The sequence below is a fragment of the Lapillicoccus sp. genome (genome assembly GCF_025353065.1).
Lineage (GTDB): Bacteria > Actinomycetota > Actinomycetes > Actinomycetales > Dermatophilaceae > Lapillicoccus.
Genome location: NZ_JANXRJ010000333.1, coordinates 1 through 19,048, shown reverse-complemented (window position 1 = coordinate 19,048; position 19,048 = coordinate 1). Strand labels below are relative to the sequence as shown.

The 19,048-nt window shown below is 72.2% G+C and carries 19 protein-coding genes; 5 read left to right on the top strand and 14 right to left on the bottom strand.

The features are described 5' to 3' along the window. Positions 1-737 (top strand): DUF2461 domain-containing protein (locus Q0R63_RS24210; protein ID WP_366521205.1); only part of this gene is annotated, 737 nt, incomplete at its 5' end. 24 nt (positions 738-761) lie between these two features. Here the strand turns inward: Q0R63_RS24210 and Q0R63_RS24205 are convergent. From Q0R63_RS24205 to Q0R63_RS24195, 3 genes are read right to left on the bottom strand one after another with little or no spacing between them, the layout of a single operon-like run. Beyond that, positions 762-1,259, bottom strand: a complete 498-nt coding sequence (locus Q0R63_RS24205; protein WP_295702934.1) for an amino-acid N-acetyltransferase — start codon at positions 1,257-1,259, stop codon at positions 762-764. A 10-nt stretch (positions 1,260-1,269) separates the two neighbouring features. After that, positions 1,270-2,004 carry an aldolase/citrate lyase family protein gene (locus Q0R63_RS24200; RefSeq protein ID WP_295702932.1) on the bottom strand — a complete coding sequence of 245 codons (735 nt, stop codon included), beginning with the start codon at positions 2,002-2,004 and terminating at the stop codon, positions 1,270-1,272. A 4-nt stretch (positions 2,005-2,008) separates the two neighbouring features. Beyond that, positions 2,009-4,183, bottom strand: a complete 2,175-nt coding sequence (locus tag Q0R63_RS24195) for a DEAD/DEAH box helicase (protein ID WP_295702929.1) — start codon at positions 4,181-4,183, stop codon at positions 2,009-2,011. 484 nt (positions 4,184-4,667) lie between these two features. Between Q0R63_RS24195 and Q0R63_RS24190 the strand changes: the two genes are divergently transcribed. Then, positions 4,668-5,690 carry a methylenetetrahydrofolate reductase C-terminal domain-containing protein gene (locus tag Q0R63_RS24190; RefSeq protein WP_295702926.1) on the top strand — a complete coding sequence of 341 codons (1,023 nt, stop codon included), beginning with the start codon at positions 4,668-4,670 and terminating at the stop codon, positions 5,688-5,690. Positions 5,691-5,696: 6 nt separating this feature from the next. Here the strand turns inward: Q0R63_RS24190 and Q0R63_RS24185 are convergent, their stop codons facing one another. From Q0R63_RS24185 to Q0R63_RS24150, 8 genes are all read right to left on the bottom strand, one after another. Further along, positions 5,697-6,320: a pyridoxamine 5'-phosphate oxidase family protein gene (locus Q0R63_RS24185; protein WP_295702923.1), complete on the bottom strand. Its 624-nt coding sequence runs from the start codon at positions 6,318-6,320 to the stop codon at positions 5,697-5,699. A 17-nt stretch (positions 6,321-6,337) separates the two neighbouring features. Continuing rightward, the gene (locus tag Q0R63_RS24180) at positions 6,338-7,150 is read right to left on the bottom strand and encodes a creatininase family protein (RefSeq protein WP_295702921.1); all 813 of its coding nucleotides are present in this window, start codon (positions 7,148-7,150) and stop codon (positions 6,338-6,340) included. Then, the gene (locus tag Q0R63_RS24175) at positions 7,147-8,505 is read right to left on the bottom strand and encodes an FAD-binding oxidoreductase (protein WP_295702919.1); all 1,359 of its coding nucleotides are present in this window, start codon (positions 8,503-8,505) and stop codon (positions 7,147-7,149) included. Before Q0R63_RS24175 ends, Q0R63_RS24180 begins: the two co-directional genes overlap by 4 nt. A 70-nt stretch (positions 8,506-8,575) precedes the next feature. Then, entirely contained in the window at positions 8,576-9,346 is a 771-nt protein-coding gene (locus Q0R63_RS24170; protein ID WP_295702917.1) for an SDR family NAD(P)-dependent oxidoreductase, read from the bottom strand. Then, positions 9,343-10,509, bottom strand: a complete 1,167-nt coding sequence (locus Q0R63_RS24165) for an ABC transporter substrate-binding protein (protein ID WP_295702914.1) — start codon at positions 10,507-10,509, stop codon at positions 9,343-9,345. The genes Q0R63_RS24170 and Q0R63_RS24165 overlap by 4 nt, the downstream gene beginning before the upstream one ends. Positions 10,510-10,569: 60 nt before the next feature. Further along, positions 10,570-11,430, bottom strand: a complete 861-nt coding sequence (locus Q0R63_RS24160) for an ABC transporter permease (protein ID WP_295702911.1) — start codon at positions 11,428-11,430, stop codon at positions 10,570-10,572. Then, a complete protein-coding gene (locus Q0R63_RS24155) occupies positions 11,427-12,200 on the bottom strand; it encodes an ABC transporter ATP-binding protein (RefSeq protein WP_295702907.1) in 774 nt (257 codons plus the stop codon). Before Q0R63_RS24155 ends, Q0R63_RS24160 begins: the two co-directional genes overlap by 4 nt. A 4-nt stretch (positions 12,201-12,204) precedes the next feature. Beyond that, on the bottom strand, positions 12,205-13,470 hold the full coding sequence (locus Q0R63_RS24150; RefSeq protein ID WP_295702904.1) for an amidohydrolase family protein: 1,266 nt from the start codon (positions 13,468-13,470) through the stop codon (positions 12,205-12,207). A gap of 19 nt (positions 13,471-13,489) precedes the next feature. Between Q0R63_RS24150 and Q0R63_RS24145 the strand changes: the two genes are divergently transcribed. Together Q0R63_RS24145 and Q0R63_RS24140 are read left to right on the top strand one after the other, a co-directional pair. Beyond that, the gene (locus Q0R63_RS24145; protein ID WP_295702901.1) at positions 13,490-14,386 is read left to right on the top strand and encodes an XRE family transcriptional regulator; all 897 of its coding nucleotides are present in this window, start codon (positions 13,490-13,492) and stop codon (positions 14,384-14,386) included. Further along, positions 14,383-15,336: a PDR/VanB family oxidoreductase gene (locus Q0R63_RS24140; RefSeq protein ID WP_295702900.1), complete on the top strand. Its 954-nt coding sequence runs from the start codon at positions 14,383-14,385 to the stop codon at positions 15,334-15,336. Before Q0R63_RS24145 ends, Q0R63_RS24140 begins: the two co-directional genes overlap by 4 nt. Positions 15,337-15,451: 115 nt before the next feature. Here the strand turns inward: Q0R63_RS24140 and Q0R63_RS24135 are convergent, their stop codons facing one another. Continuing rightward, entirely contained in the window at positions 15,452-16,813 is a 1,362-nt protein-coding gene (locus Q0R63_RS24135) for an amidohydrolase family protein (RefSeq protein ID WP_295702897.1), read from the bottom strand. Positions 16,814-16,989: 176 nt separating this feature from the next. Then, entirely contained in the window at positions 16,990-17,562 is a 573-nt protein-coding gene (locus Q0R63_RS24130) for a hypothetical protein (RefSeq protein WP_295702895.1), read from the bottom strand. Between Q0R63_RS24130 and Q0R63_RS24125 the strand changes: the two genes are divergently transcribed. Then, the gene (locus Q0R63_RS24125; RefSeq protein ID WP_295702893.1) at positions 17,549-17,893 is read left to right on the top strand and encodes a CAP domain-containing protein; all 345 of its coding nucleotides are present in this window, start codon (positions 17,549-17,551) and stop codon (positions 17,891-17,893) included. The two genes, Q0R63_RS24130 and Q0R63_RS24125, sit on opposite strands and share 14 nt — an antisense overlap. Before the next feature lie 83 nt (positions 17,894-17,976). Here the strand turns inward: Q0R63_RS24125 and Q0R63_RS24120 are convergent. After that, positions 17,977-19,048: AAA family ATPase (locus tag Q0R63_RS24120; RefSeq protein WP_295702891.1), on the bottom strand; the 1,072-nt coding region annotated here is incomplete at its 5' end.

The window sequence follows — 19,048 nt, the reverse complement described above, 5'->3', positions numbered from 1 at the left end:
CGCAGCGTCAACCCCCCCCGCCGGGTATGCCGCGGGCGCGACGTGGGCGAGCGGCATACGATCGCCTGGTGAGTGGCTTCGCAGGCATCCCGACCGACGCGGTGGCGTTCTACGCGGAGCTGGCGGCGAACAACAACCGCGAGTGGTGGGGCACGCAGAAGGAGCGCTACGAGCGCAGCGTCCGTGAGCCGGTCCTCGAGCTGACCGACGCGCTGGCCGAGGAGTTCGGCGAGGTGCGGGTCTTCCGGCCCCACCGGGACGTGCGCTTCTCCCACGACAAGACGCCCTACAAGGACCGGCAGGGCGCGATCGCCCAGCTCGAGGAGGGGATCGGCTACTACCTCGCGGTGGGCCCCGAGGGCCTGACGGTCGGGGGCGGCAACATGCACAACGCCAGCGACCAGATCGCGCGCTATCGCGCCGCCGTCGACGGGCCGGCCACGGGTGCCGCGCTCGAGAAGATCATGAAAGCCCTGCGTCGCAAGGGTTTTCAGATCGGCGGTGAGGTGATGAAGACCCGCCCCAGGGGTGTCGACGCTGACCATCCGCGGCTCGAGCTGCTGCGGCACAAGAGCCTCATCGTGTGGCGCGACCACGGGACACCGGCCTGGATGAGCACCCCCGGGGTCGTCGCCAAGGTGCGCGCGGACTGGCGGGCGGTCCGCCCGATGGGCGACTGGCTGGCGGAGCACGTCGGCGGGACGGAGATCCCGCAGGTGGGCCGCCCCCGCCGCTGACCCTTCTCCGCTCTGGCGGCCGCCTCAGAGGGTGCGGAGCATCCGGGTGTTGCCGAGGGTGTTGGGCTTGACCCGCTCGAGGTCGAGGAACTCCGCGACCCCCTCGTCGTAGGAGCGCAGCAGCTCGACGTAGACCGGCGGCTCGACGGCCTGGCCCTCGATGGCCTCGAAGCCGTGGTGGGCGAAGAAGGCGGTCTCGAAGGTGAGGCAGAAGACGCGCTGCACCCCGATCTCCTTCGCGTCCTCGAGCAGCGCGCGCAGCAACGCCGAACCGGCGCCGTGCCCGTGGTGGTCGGGCAGGACAGCGAGGGTGCGCAGCTCCGCGAGGTCCTCCCACATCACGTGCAGGGCGCCGCAACCGACCACGACGCCGTCGATCTCGGCGACACGGAACTCGTGCACCGACTCGTAGTAGGTCACGGCGTCCTTGGTGATGATCCGGCGGTTCTCGCTCATCGGCGCGATGATGTCGCGGATCACCCGGACGTCGGGGGTGCGGGCGCGCCGCACGACGAGCGTCACGGACGCCGGCTCACGAGAGCTGCGACAGCACGGCCGACAGACCCCGCTCGACGACGTCGGTGTCGGTCGTCGCCGCGATGAACGTGAAGCCCGCCTCCGCCATGCGGCGGGCTCGAGCTGGCGTCCCCGCAAACGCCCCGGCCCGTATGCCGGTCGCCGCCGCCGCCGCGACCACCCGGCCGAGCGGCCCGGCCGCCCCGTCGGAGAGCAGGCCGTCGACGTCGGTGCCGAGCGACAGGGACAGGTCGAAGGGGCCGACGAAGAGCAGGTCGACGCCGGGGACGGCCGCGATCGCCTCGACGGCGTCGAGACCGACCGCGGTCTCGATCATGACGACGCAGAGGACAGCGGCGTTGGCCGCTTCCGTGTCGGAAGGCGCACCGTAGGGCGTGGCGATCGGACCGAAGCTGCGACTGCCTGCCGGTGGGTAGCGCACCGCGGCGACCGCCGCCTCGGCCTGCTCCACGGACTCGACCATCGGCACGATGACCCCGTGGGCACCGGCGTCGAGCGCCCGCCCGATCAGGCCTTCGTCCAGCGAGCGCACCCGCACGAGGATGCGCCCCGGTCCGGTGGGGAGCGCATCGAGGGCCGCGAGGACCCGCGCGTCGTCCCACCGCCCGTGCTGCCCGTCGAGGCAGACCCAGTCGAGGCCGGCGGCAAGGGCCGCCGCGACCCCCGGGACGTTGTCGACGAAGGAGAAGACCCCCCACTGCACGGGACGGCTGCTCGCGCCGGGCGTCACCCCGTCAGCCACCGTCGGCCGCCAGCGCCTGCCGGAGCAGGTGGATCAGGGCATCGAGCTGGACCGAGTCACCGGAGCCGATCTCGACGTCGTGGCCGTCGAGCGCGCGAGCGGCGAGCCCCTGCTTGGCGTCGATGAGCTCGGCGATGCGCGAGTCGATGGTGCCGGCGGCGAGGATCCGCCACGCGGTGACCGGCTCGTCCTGGCCGATGCGGTGCACGCGATCGATCGCCTGCTGCTGCTCGGCGGCCGTCCACGACAGCTCGGCGAGCACGACGTTGGAGGCGGCGTGGAGGTTGACGCCGACCCCGGCCGCGGTGAGCGAGCAGACGATGACCGAGACCTCGGGGTCCTTCTGGAAGGCGTCGATGGCCGCCTGCCGTTGCGGGGTCGACTGGTCGCCGCGGATCGAGACGGTGCGCAGGCCGGCATCCTTGAGCATCTGCTCGGCGGTGTCCATGACGTCGATGTGCTTGGCGAAGAAGACGACCTTGCCGACCGACCGCGCGAGCTGCGCGGCATAGTCGGCGGCGAGGGTCGCCTTCGCCTGGCCGATCCGGCGCACCATGCTGAAGACGTTCTCGCCCTTCTCCCCCGGGGAGGCCGACTCGAGCTCGGCGTGCGCCACCCGCCGCATCAGCTCCTCGTCCGGACCGTCGCCCGAGCTCCCCGAGCCGTCACCCCGCCCGAGCGCCAGCTGCCGCTTGTAGGAGACCAGCAGTCGCTTCCCGAGCTCGCGCTCGGCGGTGCGGATCGAGCGCCCGAGGTCGTCGTCGAGCTCGACGGGGAGGTCGACGACGCGCTTGTCCGGCAGGTCGGCCGCCACGTCGACCTTGCGCCGACGCACGATGCCCATGGAGATGACCGCGGACCGGGCCTCGGGGTAGAACCCGCGCTCGGCGGGCGTCTTGCCGATCGCCTCGAGCTTGCGGACCAGCTCGGCGCGCGGCTTGTTCTTCGGCGTGATCCAGCCGAGGAAGCGCCAGATCGCGTGGAAGTCCTCGACGTCGTTGATGAGCGGCGTGCCGGTGAGGGCCATCAGGAGGGGGTCGCCGCCGGGGGCGCTCTCGCGGATCCGCTCCGACAGGTGGAGCACGTGCTGCGACCGCTGCGAGCTGAGGTTCTTGATGAAGTGCGCCTCGTCGACGACCATCGACCTGAAGCCCATCGTCGACAGCCACGACAGGTGCCGGTCCAGGACGGCGTAGTTGATGATGAAGACGTCGGCGAAGGCGTCGACGTCGGCCCCGTCGCCGTGGATGATCGTCACCCGGCGCTGCGGGGTCCACCGCTGGACCTCGCGGGCCCAGTTGATCTTCACGACGTTGGGCACGATGGCGAGCATGGGATAGGCCCCCGCGACCGACGCGGCGATCACGGACTGGGCCGTCTTGCCGAGGCCCGGCTCGTCGGCGAGCAGGAACGAGCGGTGGCCCTCCCGGACCTTCTCGAGCAGCCGCGCCTGGTGGGTCATCAGCGTCAGGCCGGGCGGCGAGAACCGGTCGAACTCCGGCGTCGGCGGCAGGGCCATCGAGGCCGCGGACCCCCCGGCGCCCTGCTCGAACGCCCGGTAGAGAGGGTCCATCAGGTCCCACCCGCTGAGCACCCCGGACGGGACGGCCTCTTCGCGCGGTCGTTCGAGGTCGGGCATGAGGAACGGGTTGGCCATCACCCGGGCGGGCACCGAAGCGGGGACGACCTGCTTGGCGGCGAGCTCGGGCGAGACCGACGGCGTCCTCCGGGCCTGCGGGACCTCGATCACGAGCTCCTCCGGAGCCAGCTCGGCACCGGACTCGAGCAGCCAGTCACGTCGCATCCGCTGGGCGGCGGGGCCGGGTACGGCCGTGTCCTCGAGCATCGCGATCAGGCTGGTGTCACGGGCCGCGGTGCGCGCGAGGATCGTCGCGACCCCGTCGAGACGCTTGAGCAGCTCGGCCCGGGTCGAGGTCGACAGGTCGGTATTGGCCCGGATCCACGCGCGCTGCTCCCGCACGAGGAGGGCGATGACCTGGAACTTCGTGCGGTTGGTGGGGCCGACCTTGCCGCTTCCGGCCTTGGCCTCGACCTCGCGCACGCGGCGGGCGAGCACGGGGATGAGCGGCGCCGGGTCGGCGGCGCGAGACGCCCCGTTCGACCCCTGGGTCGCCCTGGTCGCCCGTTGGCGGTCCGTGGACGGCATGGTCCTCCTGGTCTCGTCGACGCCTCGGGCGGCGTCGGGTCGTGCGTTCACCGTCGTCACCCGGTGCCTGCACCCTCGGTGCGAGCGGGTGACCCCTCAATCGGCCCATGGACGGGGGCCCCTGCCACGAGGGCCCGTGACGACGGCGTATGCCGTGTCGGCAGGGTCCCCGGCGACCTCTGGTCGAGGCCGTGGTGCGGATGCGGGCCCGAGATCTGCGCTGTCCTCCGGGTCCGCCGTGCGGGCCGGGCGACCGGGGCGACCCCGAAGCCTGCGGGAGCGGTGGGCGACGCCATGTCGACCGGTGCTCCGAGCACAGCCTACGGCCTTTTGCCGGCCGAGGCGTGACCGACCTCTGCGAGCCCCGTCACGCCGACCCGGGCGTCGTCCGAACGGGTCCCGCAGGGGGTCGAGCACCCGGACTCGTGGGACCCGGTCGCTACGCTGAGGTGCCCGCTCGCACGGCCCGACCGGAGGACCCGAGATGCTCGCCGCCTGCCCCAAGCACATGGAGCACGGCCCCTGTGGCGGCGTCGCCCTCGACGGCACCTGCGAGGTCGCGCCCGAGCCGTGCGTCTTCCTCGACCGTCCGACGGTCCGGTGGGACGGTGCCCCGGCGACCGGAGACCGGCGACCCCCGTCGTCGGGCACCGTGGCGATGCGTGACCTCCTGGCCACCCGGCAGGTCGTCGTGGCCGACCTCGCGGCCCGCCCACTCGACGCCGCGTCGATCGAGGAGAGCGTGCAGGTCCTGCGGGGTCACGTCGACGCCGTCCTCACCGGCGACTCCCCGCGCAGCCGCGTGCAGTTCCCCCCGGCATACCGCGCGATGCTCGTCCAGCGGGCCGGGATGACGACGTGGGCGGGACTGACCTCGCGCGACCGCAACCGGGTCGCGCTCGAGGCTGAGCTCGCCGCCCTGGCGCACGTCGGCGTCGCGGGCGTCCACTGCGTCACCGGCGACCATCCGAGCACCGGCTCGCGATCCGACGCCACTCCGGTCTTCGACCTCGACTCGACGCGCGTCGCCGCCCTGGCCGCGGTGGAAGGTCACCTCGTCTCGGTGGCGGAGGCGCCGGCCAGCCCGCCCGTCGAGCGCCGGGCCGAGCGACTCCTCGAGAAGCAGCGGGCCGGCGCCGAGTTCTGCTTCGTCAACCACGCGGGTGGGGTCGGGCCCGTGCGCCGGTTCATCGGGGAGGCCCAGGACCTCGGCGTCACAACGGGTTTCATCCCCTGCGTGCCCGTCGTCATCGACCCGCAGAGCGCCGAGCTGCTCCGCAGCTTTACCTCGCTCGTCCTGCCCCCGGGCTTCCTCGACCGGATCCTCGGGGCGAGCGACCCGGCCCACGAGGGTGTTGCCGCCGCCGTCGAGCTCGCGCTCGGGCTCCTCGCGCTCGACGGGGTGGTCGGGGTCGACCTGTCCGGCGGCTCCGGGCCGGGCAGCGAGGTCCGCTACTGCGAGGCGTTCGCCGAGATCGGTCGGGCGCTGGCGCCCGCCCTGCGCTAGCGGCCGTCAGCCGGGCAGCAGGAACCGGTCCCAACCTGTTGCTGTGCGCCGGAACTCGACCCGGCGACTCGCGGTGTCGACCCCGGTCGCCCAGAACGTCACCCGGGTCGGGCGCACGAGATAGCCGGTCCAGCTCTCGGGCTGGTCGAAGCCGTCCGGGTGGGCGGCCGCGACCTGCGCCCACAGCTCCCGGCGCCGCGCGAGAGACAGCTGGGCGAAGGCGGGGGTGTTCTCGTGGGCGAGCTGCTGGAGGAAGGGCGAGCGGGACCGGTATGCCGCGGCCACCTCCGCGGCCGGTGCGACCTCGGCCCGGCCCTGCACGACGAGCTGACGGCTGAAGCCCTCCCAGAGCAGGGTCAGGGCGACGTCGGGGTGGGCCGCGATCTGAGCCACCTTGCGGCTGGCGGCGTCGGTGTGGAAGGAGAAGCCCGAGCCGTCGCACGCGGTGAGCAGGACCGTCCGGGCGTCGGCCCGCCCGTCCTCCGTGACCGTCGAGAGCGTCATCCTGGGCCGGTCGGGGTCGTCGTTGGTCGGCAGCCAGAGGGTGAGCAGGGGCCATGGCTGCGTCTCTGTGGGGTCGTCCTGGTCGTGGGCGAGCTCATCGGGGAGCCCGGCCGGCTCGACGCTCACGGCAGGGATCCCCGTCTTCATCGCCCGCCCTCCGCCCTGAAGCGATCGATCTCGCGCAGCGCCGCGACGCCGTCGAGGAGCGCCCGCCGGTAGAGCTCGGCCCCCCACTCGGCGGTCGCCCCGGTCGGGTCGCCGATGACGCCGGAGGGGCCGAAGTCGTTGCTCAGCCAACCGAACTGGACCCGGCCCCCGTTGAACTTGATGAGCTCGAAGTCGGCGAGGTGATCCGGCACCGACCGCTCCGCCAGGGACAGGTCGACGAGGTCGGGGCGCAGGTGCAGGATCAGCGAGGTCTCCGCGTGGCCGCCGTGGATCCCGAAGCCCCGCTCGTCGGGGCCCTCGACGCCGTCTCCCGCCGGCCCACTCATGCCGGTGAGGAAGGTCCGCAGGCCGAACCGTCGGCGGATCTCGCGCAGCGCGACCTGCAGGAGCGCGGTGTTGCCGCCATGACCGTTGTAGAACACCAGGGTCCGGGCCGGGGTCGCCGCGACCGAACGCCCGACGTCGATGACGAGGCGGAACAGGGTGTCCGCCTCCAGCCAGGTCGTCCCCGGCGCCCAGTGGTGCTCGTCGGACTTGGTGAAGGGCTGCGCCGGCAGCGCCCAGACGTCGAGCCCGTCCGCCGCGGCGGCGTCGACGACGGCGTGACCGACGAGGTCGGCGGTGAGCAGGTCGGTGCTGAGCGGGAGGTGGGGGCCGTGGTGCTCGATCGAGCCGGTCGGCAGGACGACGATCGAGCGCTCGGTGAGGGTCGCGGCGAGAGCAGGGCCCGAGAGCTCCTCGAGGCGGCGGCTCCCGTTCTCCGGGCGCTGGCTGGGGGGCGCGGTCACGAGACCTTCGCCCCCGTGGCCATGGGGGCGGGTTGCAGCTTCCCGGGGTTGAGCAGGCCCTGCGGGTCGGTGACCCGGGCCAGCTCACGGGTGCGGTCGGGCTGGAAGTCGACGAACCACTGGTGGCAGTTGTGATAGCCAACCCCGAGCGCCGTGAGCCGCTCGAAGCCCGCCCAGACGTCCTCGGGCGTCGTGTACTCTCCAGCGAGCATCCCGATGGGGCGCCCCTTCTGCGCCTCGATGTGCAGCATGCCTCCGGGGTAGACCGCGTGCACCTCGTCGATCCGTTCGACGAGCGCGTCGCCCGAGACCTCGACGTGGAAGTAGGTGTTGGGGTAGGCCTTCTGCAGCCACTCGATCGGGTGGTTGTAGGACAGCATGCTGACCTTCGTCGTGGCCTGGGCGCCGTCGCGGACGACCTCGACCCGCCCGCCGGCTCCCTCGACGAGCGCTGTGGCGGCATCGAGCGTCGAGGCGTCGAGGATCGCGCGCAGGCTGGCGCGACCGGCCGGGATCGCGGGGTCGGGCGGCAGCGCGTCGGCGAGCGTCGCGAGGTCGGCCGAGACGAGCCGCGGTGTAGGCTCGAGGTCACCGATCTCGCGGATGACGGAGAGCGCCTCGTGGAAGTCGCCGAAGCTCGCGTAGAGCGCCCGCCAGTCCTGCAGCGGCTCGAGTCGGACGGTGGCCCGGGCGATGATGCCCGCGGTCCCGTAGTTGTGCACGTAGGGCTGGGCGGCCGCCCCCTCGACGTGCACGAGAGCGGCCTCCGGCGTCCCGTGCACGACGTCGAGCGCGACGACGAATCCGTCACTGTTGGAACCGTGCCGGATGGAGCCGGTCCCCCCGGATCCGCCGGACAGGAAGCCCCCGATGGTCGACTGCGCGGTGGAGGGATACATCAGCACCTGCTGCCCGCTCTTGCCGGCGGCCTGCTCGATGGCGATCATCGTCGCGCCGGCCTCGGCCGTGAGCCAGCCGTCGCCGACCTCGACGATGGCACGGGCGCGCGTCATGTCGAGGACGAGCCCGCCCGCCATGGGGATGGCCTGGCCGTAGTTGCCGGTGCCCTTGCCGCGGGGGGTGACCGGCACGTGGTGACGCACGGCGGCCGCGACGACCGACGCGATCTGCTCGGCGTCACCGGGGAAGACCACGAGGTCGGCGAGGCCCAGCGGCAGCTGTTCACCGATCACCGGCGAGAGTCTCGAGCCGTCGAGCGAGGCCCGCTCACGCGCCGCGAGGTCCACGCTCACCCCCCGGTCGCCGAGGAGGTCACGCAGCTCGGCCTCGAGGCCGGGGAGGTCGGGCACGGGTGGCGCCAAGGACGGGGTGCCGCCGGGGACAACGGTGGTCATGGAATGCTCCTGCAGGACGAGAAGACAGCAAGGACAGTCGGTTTCACGACAACGAGGCGTATGCCGGTGGTCAGTGCATGATCATCCCACCGGTGACGTTGATCGCCTGGCCCGTGAGGTAGGACCCGTCGTCGGAGGCGAGGAAGGCGACGAGGGCGGCAACGTCGCCCGGCTCTCCGAGCCGGCCGAGCGGGGAGAGCGCCGACCAGCGCGCGACGTCAGCCTCAGTCCGGGTCGCTGCGCCCATCTCGGTCAGGACGTAGCCAGGACAGAGGGCGTTGACCCGGATGCCGTGGGCGCCCCACTCCAGCGCCGCCACCCGGGTGAGGGCGACGACGGCGGCCTTGCTCGCGGCATACGCACCCTCGTTGGCGCCGCCGTGCTTGGCGGCCATGCTTGCGATGTTGACCATCGCGCCGCCAACGCCGCCGGCGATGAGGTGCCGCGCCGCGGCCCGCATCGTGGTCAGCGTTCCGACGGTGTTGACCTGCTGGATCTCTGCCCAGTCCCGCGGGTCGAGCTCGAGCAGCGCCCCGAAGCGTAGGATCCCCGCGGAGTTGACCAGGACGTCGAGGCCGCCGAGGCCGGTCACCGCCGCCTCGACGGCCCGGGTGGTCGCCCCGGGGTCGAGCAGGTCGACCTCGTGGAAGGCGCCACCCACCTCGGTCGCCACCGCCGTCCCTTCCGCGACGAGCCGGTCGAGGACATGGACGCGGGCGCCCTCGGCGTGCAGCCGCCGGACGATGCCGGCGCCGATCCCCCGCGCCCCCCCGACGACCACCGCACGCCGCCCGGCGAGGCGGGTGCAGGTGCTCGTCGGCGTGAGGACGTCGTCCGTCACGACTTCGGGAGACCGATCGAGGTGTCGATGAAGTCGTTCGTGTAGAGGTCGGTCGCCTTGAGGCCGGTGGCGATGGCGTTGCCCTGCGCCTTGTAGATCGGCGTGACGATGTCCAGCATCTTCTGGACCCGGTCGGGCTCGAAGTTGCCGATCGTCGAGTCGCTGCCGTTGCCGACGAGGCCCTGGTCCTTCATCGTCTTGACGGAGAAGTCCGCGACGCCCTGGCTGTAGACCCATCCGGTGTTGTAGGCCGTGACGAGCTCGAGGATGAGCTTCTCGGCCGGGGCCGGGTCGGCGAAGAAGTCGACCTCCGCCTTCTGCAGCACCGGCACCAGTTTCTTGAGGCACGGGGTGAGCTCCGTCAGACGGGACTTCTTCACGGAGACGGCCGCGGCATACGTCGGGAAGCCGGCGTCGTGGACGAGCTGGTACTTGACCGGCTTGGCCCAGGCCTTGATCTCGTTCTGGTAGATGTAGGGCTCGGCCGAGGCGAAGCCCTGCTGCGCGTCCTTGCCGCCCGCCGCGACGAACGAGGCTGGTGTGCCGTCGTATCCGCCGTCGGTGTGGCTCTTCGGGATGATGTTGGAGCCGATGAGGTAGTCCATGTAGGCGGCCCCGCCGAAGTAGCGGACCACGGCCGCGGTCTTGCCGAGGTCGGCGATGGTCTTCACGTCGGGGTAGGTCGCCGGGTCCCACATGATCATCTGCGGGTTCTTCTCGAGCGGCGCGAAGACGGCGACCGACGGGGTCTTGTCCGAGACGCTGATCGCCTCGTCGGTGCTGACGTAGCCCAGGGTGATGGCGGGGTTCGCGTAGAGCTGGCTGGAGACGGTCTGGAAGCCGATCGCCGGCCCGCCGGACTGGATGGTGATGGTGATGCCGGTGGCCTTGCCGGACGACATGAGCGGCCCCGTCACCGACTTGTTGCCGGAGTCGATCTTGTAGTCCGTCCCGAGGAGCTCGTAGAGGTGCCCGTGCTCCGACTCGGGGTTCCAGTCGGTCTGGATGCCGATCGACGCGGGGCAGACCGACGCGAGGTTGACGCCGCCGGCCGCCGCGGTGGCCACGGACGTGGTCTCGGCGCTCCCCGAGGAGCACGCGGCGAGGGCAGCGAGGGAGAACGTGGCGGCGAGGGCCACGACCGGGCGAGCAGTTCTCTGCATGGGGACTCCGTTTTCGAGGGGGCGGGCAGTGGGGAGCGAGAGCGGAAGGGACAGCTGGGGTCAGGACCGTGTCGTGTCGTACCAGCGGCCCACGGCGAGCTTGCGGAGGACGCCGAAGAACCAGAAGACGACGACGCCGAAGAGGGCGGCGAAGATGATCGCGGTGAACAGCTCGGAGGCCAGCAGCCGTGACTGGTAGACGCTCATCAGCGACCCCAACCCGGGGGTGCCGCGGCGGAAGAAGAAGTCGCCGACGATCGCGCCGACGACGGAGAGCCCGGCCGAGATCCGGAGCCCGGCGAAGATCGCCGGCAGCGCGGCGGGCAGCTGGAGCTTCAGGAGGGTCGTCCAGCGGCTCGCGTGCTGCAGGCGGAAGAGCTCTCGCTGGCTCACGTCGACCGACTGCAGCCCGAAGAGGGTGTTAGAGACCATCGGGAAGAGCGCGATCATCACGCAGACGATCATCCGGGCGGTGAAGTCGTAGCCGAACCAGAAGCCGATGAGCGGCACGAGGGCGAGGATCGGGATGCACTGCAGCACAACGGCATACGGAAAGAGCGAGAGCTCGATCCAGCGGGCCTGGGACATCCCGATGCCCCAGCCGACGCCGATGACGATCGCGACGACCAGCCCCGACAGGGCCACCAGCGCGGTGAGGCCGAGCGAGCGGATGATGTCGGTGATCACCGGGCCGTTGAGGAACCCCTCGGTCACGATCTGGTGCGGCGGGGGCAGGAGGAACCGGCGGTCGACGGGCAGGATGACCATGCTCAGCAGGTACCAGAAGCCGATGAGGAGGGCGAGGACGGCGATCGGCGGCCCCCAGACCTTGATGCTGCGCCGGCTCGGCGCGGTCTTCGCCCGGACGCGTCCGGCGCTTGCGACGGTCGTGGGCTCGGCGGTCGCGAGCTCGGTGGTCACGAGTGGTCTCCTCGGAGGGCGTGCGACACGGCGCCGACCAGCTCGGCATACTCCGCGGTGAAGCGCAGGTCGGGGTCGCGCGGCAGGGGGAAGGGCACCTCGAAGGTGGCGACGATGCGCCCCGGACGACCCGACATCACGACGACCTTGGTCGAGAGGTAGACCGCCTCCGAGACGGAGTGGGTGATGAAGAGGGCACCGAACTGCTTCTCGGTGTAGAGCCGGACGAGCTCGTCGTTCAGCCGCTCCCGGGTGATCTCGTCGAGCGCGCCGAACGGCTCGTCGAAGAGGAAGAGCTCGGGGTCGAGGGTCAGCGACCGCGCCAGCGACGCCCGCATCCGCATGCCGCCGGAGAGGGCCCGCGGCAGGTGCTTCTCGAAACCGGTGAGGCCGACGAGGTCGATGGCCAGCTTCGCCTTGGCCTTGCGCTCCGCCTTGGGGATGCCGTGGAGCTCGGCCAGCAGCTCGACGTTGGCCGAGACGTCGCGCCAGGGGAGCAGCGTCGCGTCCTGGAAGACGTAGCCGATCCGCTTCGTGTCCGCGGTCATGTCGCCCTCGGTGACCTGCTCGAGACCGGAGGCGATCCGCAGCAGCGTGCTCTTGCCGCAGCCGGACGGACCGACGACAGAGACGAACTCGCCGCGGGCGACCGTGAGGTCGACGCCGGCGAGAGCGGTCGTGCCGTCGGGGAACGTCATCGCGACGTCCCGGAAGTCAAGGATCGTCGTGCCCCTGACGCGGTCGGTGGGCGTGGAAGCCGTGACGGTCACGGCGTCACCTCTTCTCGAGCTGGGGTGCGCGGGTGGGTGGGTGCGTCGAACGCGCAGGGAGCGCCACGTGCCGCAGAACCGTGCTGCTCGCCACCAGCGAGCCGCGGTGGATGACGAAACGGTCGGCCGGCGCCGCGGCGATGACATCCGGCAGCGACGTCCCGCGCACGGCCAGCAGCTCGGCGGCCGCGCCGACCAGGGGACCTGCGGCCGGCAGGCCGAGGACGTCGCGTGCGCCGCTGGACACCGCGGCATACGCCTCGGTGGGGGTGAGGTGACCGGCGACGACGAGCAGCATGGCCGTCTCGAGGGCGTCGCTGCGGCCCAAGGGGTTGAAGGGGTCGCGGACGTTGTCGGCGCCGGCGGCGAAGCGGGCTCCGGCGTCGAGGAGGGCCCGCGCCGGCGTGAGCCCGCGGGGGGTCGAGGCCGGGTGGTCCCAGCCCTGGAGGAAGAGGTTGGTGATGGGGTTGGCGATGATGCCGATCCGAGCGCCGACGACCTTGGCGATGAGGGCGTCGCGCTCGACGACGGGGAGCGTGCCGAGGCGGACGCAGTGGCCGGCCGACACGTTCTGGAGCCACCCGCTCACCCGGTCGGCGAAGTCACCGAGGGTGAGGGGTCCGTCGAGGTTCTCGTCGGTGTGCAGGTCGACGTCGACGCCTCGGCGCTCGGCGAGGTCGAGGAGGCGGTGCAGCTCGCCCTGCGGGTCGAGCGCCAGGTGCGGTGCGCCACCCACGGCGTCCACCCCGAGGTCGAGAGCCGCCTCGATGTCGCGGTCGGGGGTCTCCTGGCCGCTCAGGGCCACGAGCTCGATGTCGATGAGGTCATCGAGCTCCTGGCGGACCAGCAGGAGCGCCTCCACCCCCCGCAGCGGGGCGTCTCCGAGCAGGATGTCGACGTGGGAGCGCACCGCGGTCGTGCCGTTGGCGAGCATCGCGAGCACCTGCTCCCGCGCGCGGTCCGCGATGTGGGCGACCGGCATGTGCGCGGCATACGCCCGCCAGCTGGCGATGGCCGAGACGAGGTCCCCGGCCGGAGGTCGGATGGCGTCCCACGAGCGAGCCTTGTCGAGGTGGGCGTGCGGGTCAGCGGGCGCCGGCAGGAGCAGGAAGCCGTCGAGGTCGAGGCTGCCCTCGGGGTCGGTCGCGGCTCCCGCGCCGGCCGGGAGGACCGCCGACACCGTCCCCCCGACGAGCTCGACGTCGACCCGGGAGCCGTCGACGAGGGTCGCCGAGCGCAGCAGCTCGAGCGGGAGGGGCAGGCTCGTCACGTGGTGTGGACCTCCACTGGTGTCGGGGGTGGCGGGCGCCCGCGGATGTTGCCCTCATCAACATCCGTCGGCATCGCCGAACTTAGGGGCGACACGTTTCGGTTGTGTGTCGCCATCGTTTCATCGCGTTAATCTCCAGGACCGGCTCTGCGACAACGGTTTCGGCTGTGGTAATCCTGTTCTCCCACTTCTCCCACTTCGCGTACGTCGTCCCCACCCCACCCGTCCCCGCCCCGCACGGTCCCTGTCACCGGGAGGCACCATCAGCACCTCCGCTCCGGCGCTCGACCGCTCCGCTGAGCGTCTCGGCCGTCGTATCCACGAGCTGCGACTCGCTCGTGGCCACACCCTCGTCCAGCTCGCGACGATCGCCGGGCTCTCCCACTCGTTCCTCAGCCAGCTCGAGCGGGGGCTCGCCCGACCGAGCATGGCGTCGCTCGAGCGGATCGCCCGCGCCCTGGGCTCCAGCCAGGTCGAGCTGCTGGCCGGCACAGTCGGGCGATCGGTCGGGGTGTCGGGCGCTGAGGTGTCGGGCGCTGAGGTGCCGGGGCCCAGGATGTCGGTCGCCAGGTCGGCCGAGGCGCACCCGCCGGTGGTCGTACGCCGCGACGAGGGTCCCTGGGGTGGGTTCGGCGACGGGCGGGCCCGGCTCCTCGTCGCGGGCGACCACCGGCTGAGCCCGATGGAGTTCGTCGGCTCGAACCCTGCCTTCGGCGACTTCTTCGTGCACGCCGAGGACGAGTTCCTGACCGTGCTGGCCGGCGGCCTCGTGGTCGAGCTCGGAGACGAGCTCGTGCACGAGCTGGCCGTCGGGGACTCCCTCTACTGCGAAGGTGGGACCCCTCACCGGTGGCGCGCGGCGTCTGCCGACCCCTACCGACTCTTCCTCGTCAAGGAGAACCCGCACCGACCATGAGCACCCTCCACGACACCGACTACGCCGTCCGCGTCGTCGCCCGCAGCGAGGCGGCCGACGGCGTCGCGATCCTCGAGCTCGGCCCGGCGGACGCTGCGGCCCTGCCCCGCTGGCGGGCGGGCTCGCACCTCGACGTGCTCCTGCCCGACGGCGACACCCGGCAGTACTCCCTCGTCGGCGACACGGCCGACCCGACCTGGCGGATCGGCGTGCTCCGCGAGGAGGGTGGCCGCGGCGGGTCGCGGTGGCTCCACGACGAGGTCGCGGTCGGTGACGAGCTGCGGGTCGCCGGCCCCCGCAACCACTTCGAGTTCGAGCCGCTCAAGGGCACCCGCTGCCTCTTCGTCGCGGGCGGCATCGGGATCACCCCCCTCTCGGCCATGGTCGCGACCGCGGAACGGGCCGGGGTGGAGTGGGAGCTGCACTACGCCGGCCGGTCCCGCACCACGATGGCCCTTGCCGCGGAGCTCGTCTCGGCACACCCGGATCGGGTTCGTCTCTATCCCGCCGACGCGGGCAGCCGGCTCGACGTCACGGGCCTGTATGCCGACCTGCCGCCATTCACGATCACCTACTGCTGCGGGCCTGCTCGCCTCATCGACGCGGTCGAGGTGGCTGCCCGTGGCCGCCAGCTCAAGCTCGAGCGGTTCGTGGCCAGGGACATCGGCGACCCCGTCCGTGCGGATCCCTTCGAGGTCGAGCTCGCCTACTCCGGCGCCGTCCTCACGGTCCCCCCGGAGCGCTCGGTCCTCGAGGTCGTCGAGGAGAGCGGCACCCTCGTGCTCTCCTCCTGTCACCAAGGCACCTGCGGCACCTGCGAGACCCGGGTCCTCGAGGGCGAGGTCGACCACCGCGACTCCATCCTCACCTCCGACGAGCAGGCGGCCAACGACGTGATGTATCTCTGCGTCTCCCGCTCCGCCGGCCCCCGCCTCGTCCTCGAGCTCTAGGCCCAACCCCCGCCCCGCCGCCCCTCCCCCCCGCCCCCGGATTGGGGTGAAACCGCGTCATCGATGACGCGTTCGTACCCCAATCCGGGTGTGGGGCGGGGCGCTCGGGCCCGGTTCAGCCGAGCCGAGCGACGCGAGCGAGTCGGGCGCGCAGCCGTTCGACGACCTCGCGCTCCGCGACCCGCACCAGCTCGTAGTCGCGCACCACGACCTCACCGGCGACGACGACGTGCCGCGGGCGCCGGCCGGGCGCCGCCCAGAGCAGTCCGGCCACCGGGTCGGCCACGCCTGCGTCGGCGACCCCGGAGACGTCCCATACGCAGAGGTCCGCGGCCGCGCCGGGCCGCAGGTGGCCCAGCTCGGGCCGGCCGAGACCCACCGCAGAGCCACGGGTGGCCATCCCGAGCACCGCCCGGGCCGCCAGCTGGGGCCCGACGAGGCCGGAGACCTGCATCGCCAGGCGAGCGTCGGCGAGCAGGTGCCCGGCGTCGTTCGATCCACCCCCACTGGTGCCGAGTCCGACGACGACCCCGGCCTCCAGGAGCGCAGCGACCGGCGCCACCCCCCACCCCATGGGGACGTCGCAGCCGGGGGCGTGCGTCGCGGCGCACCCCGCGGCGGCCACCAGCGCGATCTCCTCCGGGGTGACGTCGCACAGGTGCGCGAGCGTGACGTCCGGGCCCAACCACCCCCACTCATCGAGGAGCTGCAGCGGCCGCTTCCCGTAGCGCTCCAGCGCGATGGCGACGTCGACCTGCTCGTTGGCCTGGGTCCGCCGCCGTAGGCCGTGCCGCTGCGCGACCTCGCCCAGCAACGCGAACGTCTCCCGCGGGTCCGAGTGCACCCCGGCCGGGCCGACCGCGACCTGCAGCATCCCGTCGGCGGAGACACCGTCGGCCCGTCCAGGGACGAGGGCCTGGCAGATCGCCTCCGCCGACAGCGCCGCCTCCTGCGGGTCGTCGCGCGCCGACCCACGCACGAAGACGAGCCGGCTCCCCACCGACGACGCCGCGTCGGCCGCTGCCCGGGCCAGCGCCACCGAGTCGGCGGTGGACGCGCCGGCCGGCCACGTGAGGTGGTGGTCCGCGATCGTCGTCACGCCGCACAGCAGCCCCTCGGCCGATCCGGCGAGAGCGGCGGCCCCGACCAGCTCGGGGTCCACCCCGACCCGCACGTATGCCGCGGCCATCGTCGGCAGCCACGTCGCCATCGGCACCCCGCGGGTGCCGGGAAGGGTGCGGAACGCAGTCTGCAGGAGGTGGTGGTGGGCGTTGACGAGACCCGCGGTGACGACGCAGCCCGAGACGTCGAGCGCCTCGGGTCTGCCGCCGAGGCCAGCACCACCGACGCCAGCAGCGACCGGCCCCTCACCCCCTGCCACCTGCCCGTCGACCAGCAGCAGGTCACCGGCCCGCTCGGTCGTCTCGTCGACGACGATCGTCATCGCCTCGCGGAGGAGCAGGGGGGTCGGTCTCATGGCAGCGATGCTCGCACCCCCGCATGTCGATCAGGTGACCGGCTGGACCGGGAATCAGATGACCGGCCCGACCTGGCCGACCTGGGCCGACCCGGTCCCACCCGGCGGACCGACGACGCGTAACCCCTCCATCCCCTCAGCCCCAGGGTCCGGGCCCCCGACGGCGGTTCGCGGCGCTATGGGTTAGTTTCGAGGCTGCTGCCCACCCCGAGAGGACAGTCCCCCATGCCCCACTCCTTCCTTCCCGACGTCCCGAAGCGCCCACGCACCATCCCCCGATCGACCGTCCGCGGCCTGTCCGCCGTCGCCCTCCTGCTTCTCGCACCGGTCCTCGCCGACTGCGGGTCGCCCGCACCGACTGCGGCTCCGCTGCCTCGATCGGCCACCTCCACGCCGACCGTGGCGGTGGCGAGCGGCACGCCCACCCCGTCCACCCACAGCGGCACGGTGCCGATCACGGCGACGCCGACCACGAGCAGTGCGAGCACCACCACACCCAGCACCACCACCCCCGCAGCACCCGCGGCGGCGGCAAGACCCCTTCCCCCGGCCACGACTCGCGCCTCCCGCGCCAGGTCCAGTCCCCGGGTGGTGCCGGCACCCTCCCACGGCACCCCGGTGGCGCCGGCTCCACCGGCACCGGCCCCACCCGCCCCACCAGCCCCGCCGCAGCCCGCCCCGCCGCCGCCGCCGCCGCCGCCACCCTCCGGCAGCCAAGGCGCATACGAGGCGCGGATGATTGCCCTCATCAACGGCCAGCGGGCCGCGGCAGGGGTGGGTCCGCTAGCGGCCCAGTCGTGCCCCCACGGCTACGCCGAACCCTGGTCGCCGCGGATGGCTACGGCCGGCGGGCTCTCCCACCAGTCGATGAGCGCACTCCTGTCGGGCTGCGGCGCGCACGCCGCGGCCGAGAACGTCGGGATGACCAGCGACCAGACCCCGGACGCGCTGATGGCCCTCTTCATGGGGTCGCCCGAGCACCGCGCCAACATCCTCGACCCCGCCCTGCGGGGTGTCGGGATCGGCGCCTACCGCGACGCCCACGGCACCTGGTGGGTCACCCAGGACTTCGTGGGCTGACCGGACGCCCTGAGGGCCGGGCCGCACGACAGAGGAGCGCCCCCACCGGATCCGGTGGGGGCGCTGCTGTCGTGCGTCGAGCGTCAGGCGCTGACGGCTCCGGAAGAGTCCTGAGGACCGTCCGCCTTGGTCAGGTCGACCAGCGGGAGGTCCGGGATCTCCGGGAGGGTGTCCTCGCGGCGCGAGCCCTGGAAGGTGAAGGTCGAGTCCTTCTCCTCCCCGGTCGCGTCGACGAGCACGAACTCGCCCGCCTTGAGCTCGCCGTAGAGGATCTTCTCCGACAGCATGTCCTCGATCTCGCGCTGGATCGTCCGACGCAGCGGACGGGCACCCAGGACGGGGTCGTAGCCCTTCTTGGCCAGCAGGTTCTTAGCCATGGTCGTGAGCTCGAGGCCCATGTCCTTGTCCTTGAGCCGCGAGTCGAGCTTGGCGATCTCGAGGTCGACGATCGTGACGATCTCGGTCTGGCTCAGCTGCGGGAAGACGATGATGTCGTCCACGCGGTTGAGGAACTCGGGGCGGAAGTGCTGCTTGAGCTCGTCCTGGACCTTGTTCTTCATCCGCTCGTACTCGGACTTGGTCTCCGGCCCGGCTGAGAACCCGAGGGCGCCCTTGCTGATGTCCCGGGTGCCGAGGTTGGTCGTCATGATGATGACCGTGTTCTTGAAGTCGATCATCCGGCCCTGCGAGTCGGTGAGCCGGCCGTCCTCGAGCACCTGCAACAGGGTGTTGAAGATGTCGGGGTGGGCCTTCTCGACCTCGTCGAAGAGGACGACAGAGAACGGCTTGCGGCGGACCTTCTCGGTCAGCTGGCCGCCCTCCTCGTAGCCGACGTAGCCGGGCGGCGAGCCGAAGAGCCGCGAGACGGTGTGCTTCTCGGAGTACTCCGACATGTCGAGCTGGATCAGGCTGTCCTCGTCACCGAAGAGGAACTCGGCGAGCGTCTTGGCCAGCTCGGTCTTGCCGACGCCCGTGGGGCCGGCGAAGATGAACGAGCCACCGGGGCGCTTCGGGTCCTTGAGCCCAGCGCGCGTGCGACGGATCGCCTGGGAGAGCGCCTTGATGGCGGCCTCCTGGCCCACGACCCGCTTGTGCAGCTCGTCCTCCATGTGGAGCAGACGGCTCGACTCGGCCTCGGTCAGCTTGAACACCGGG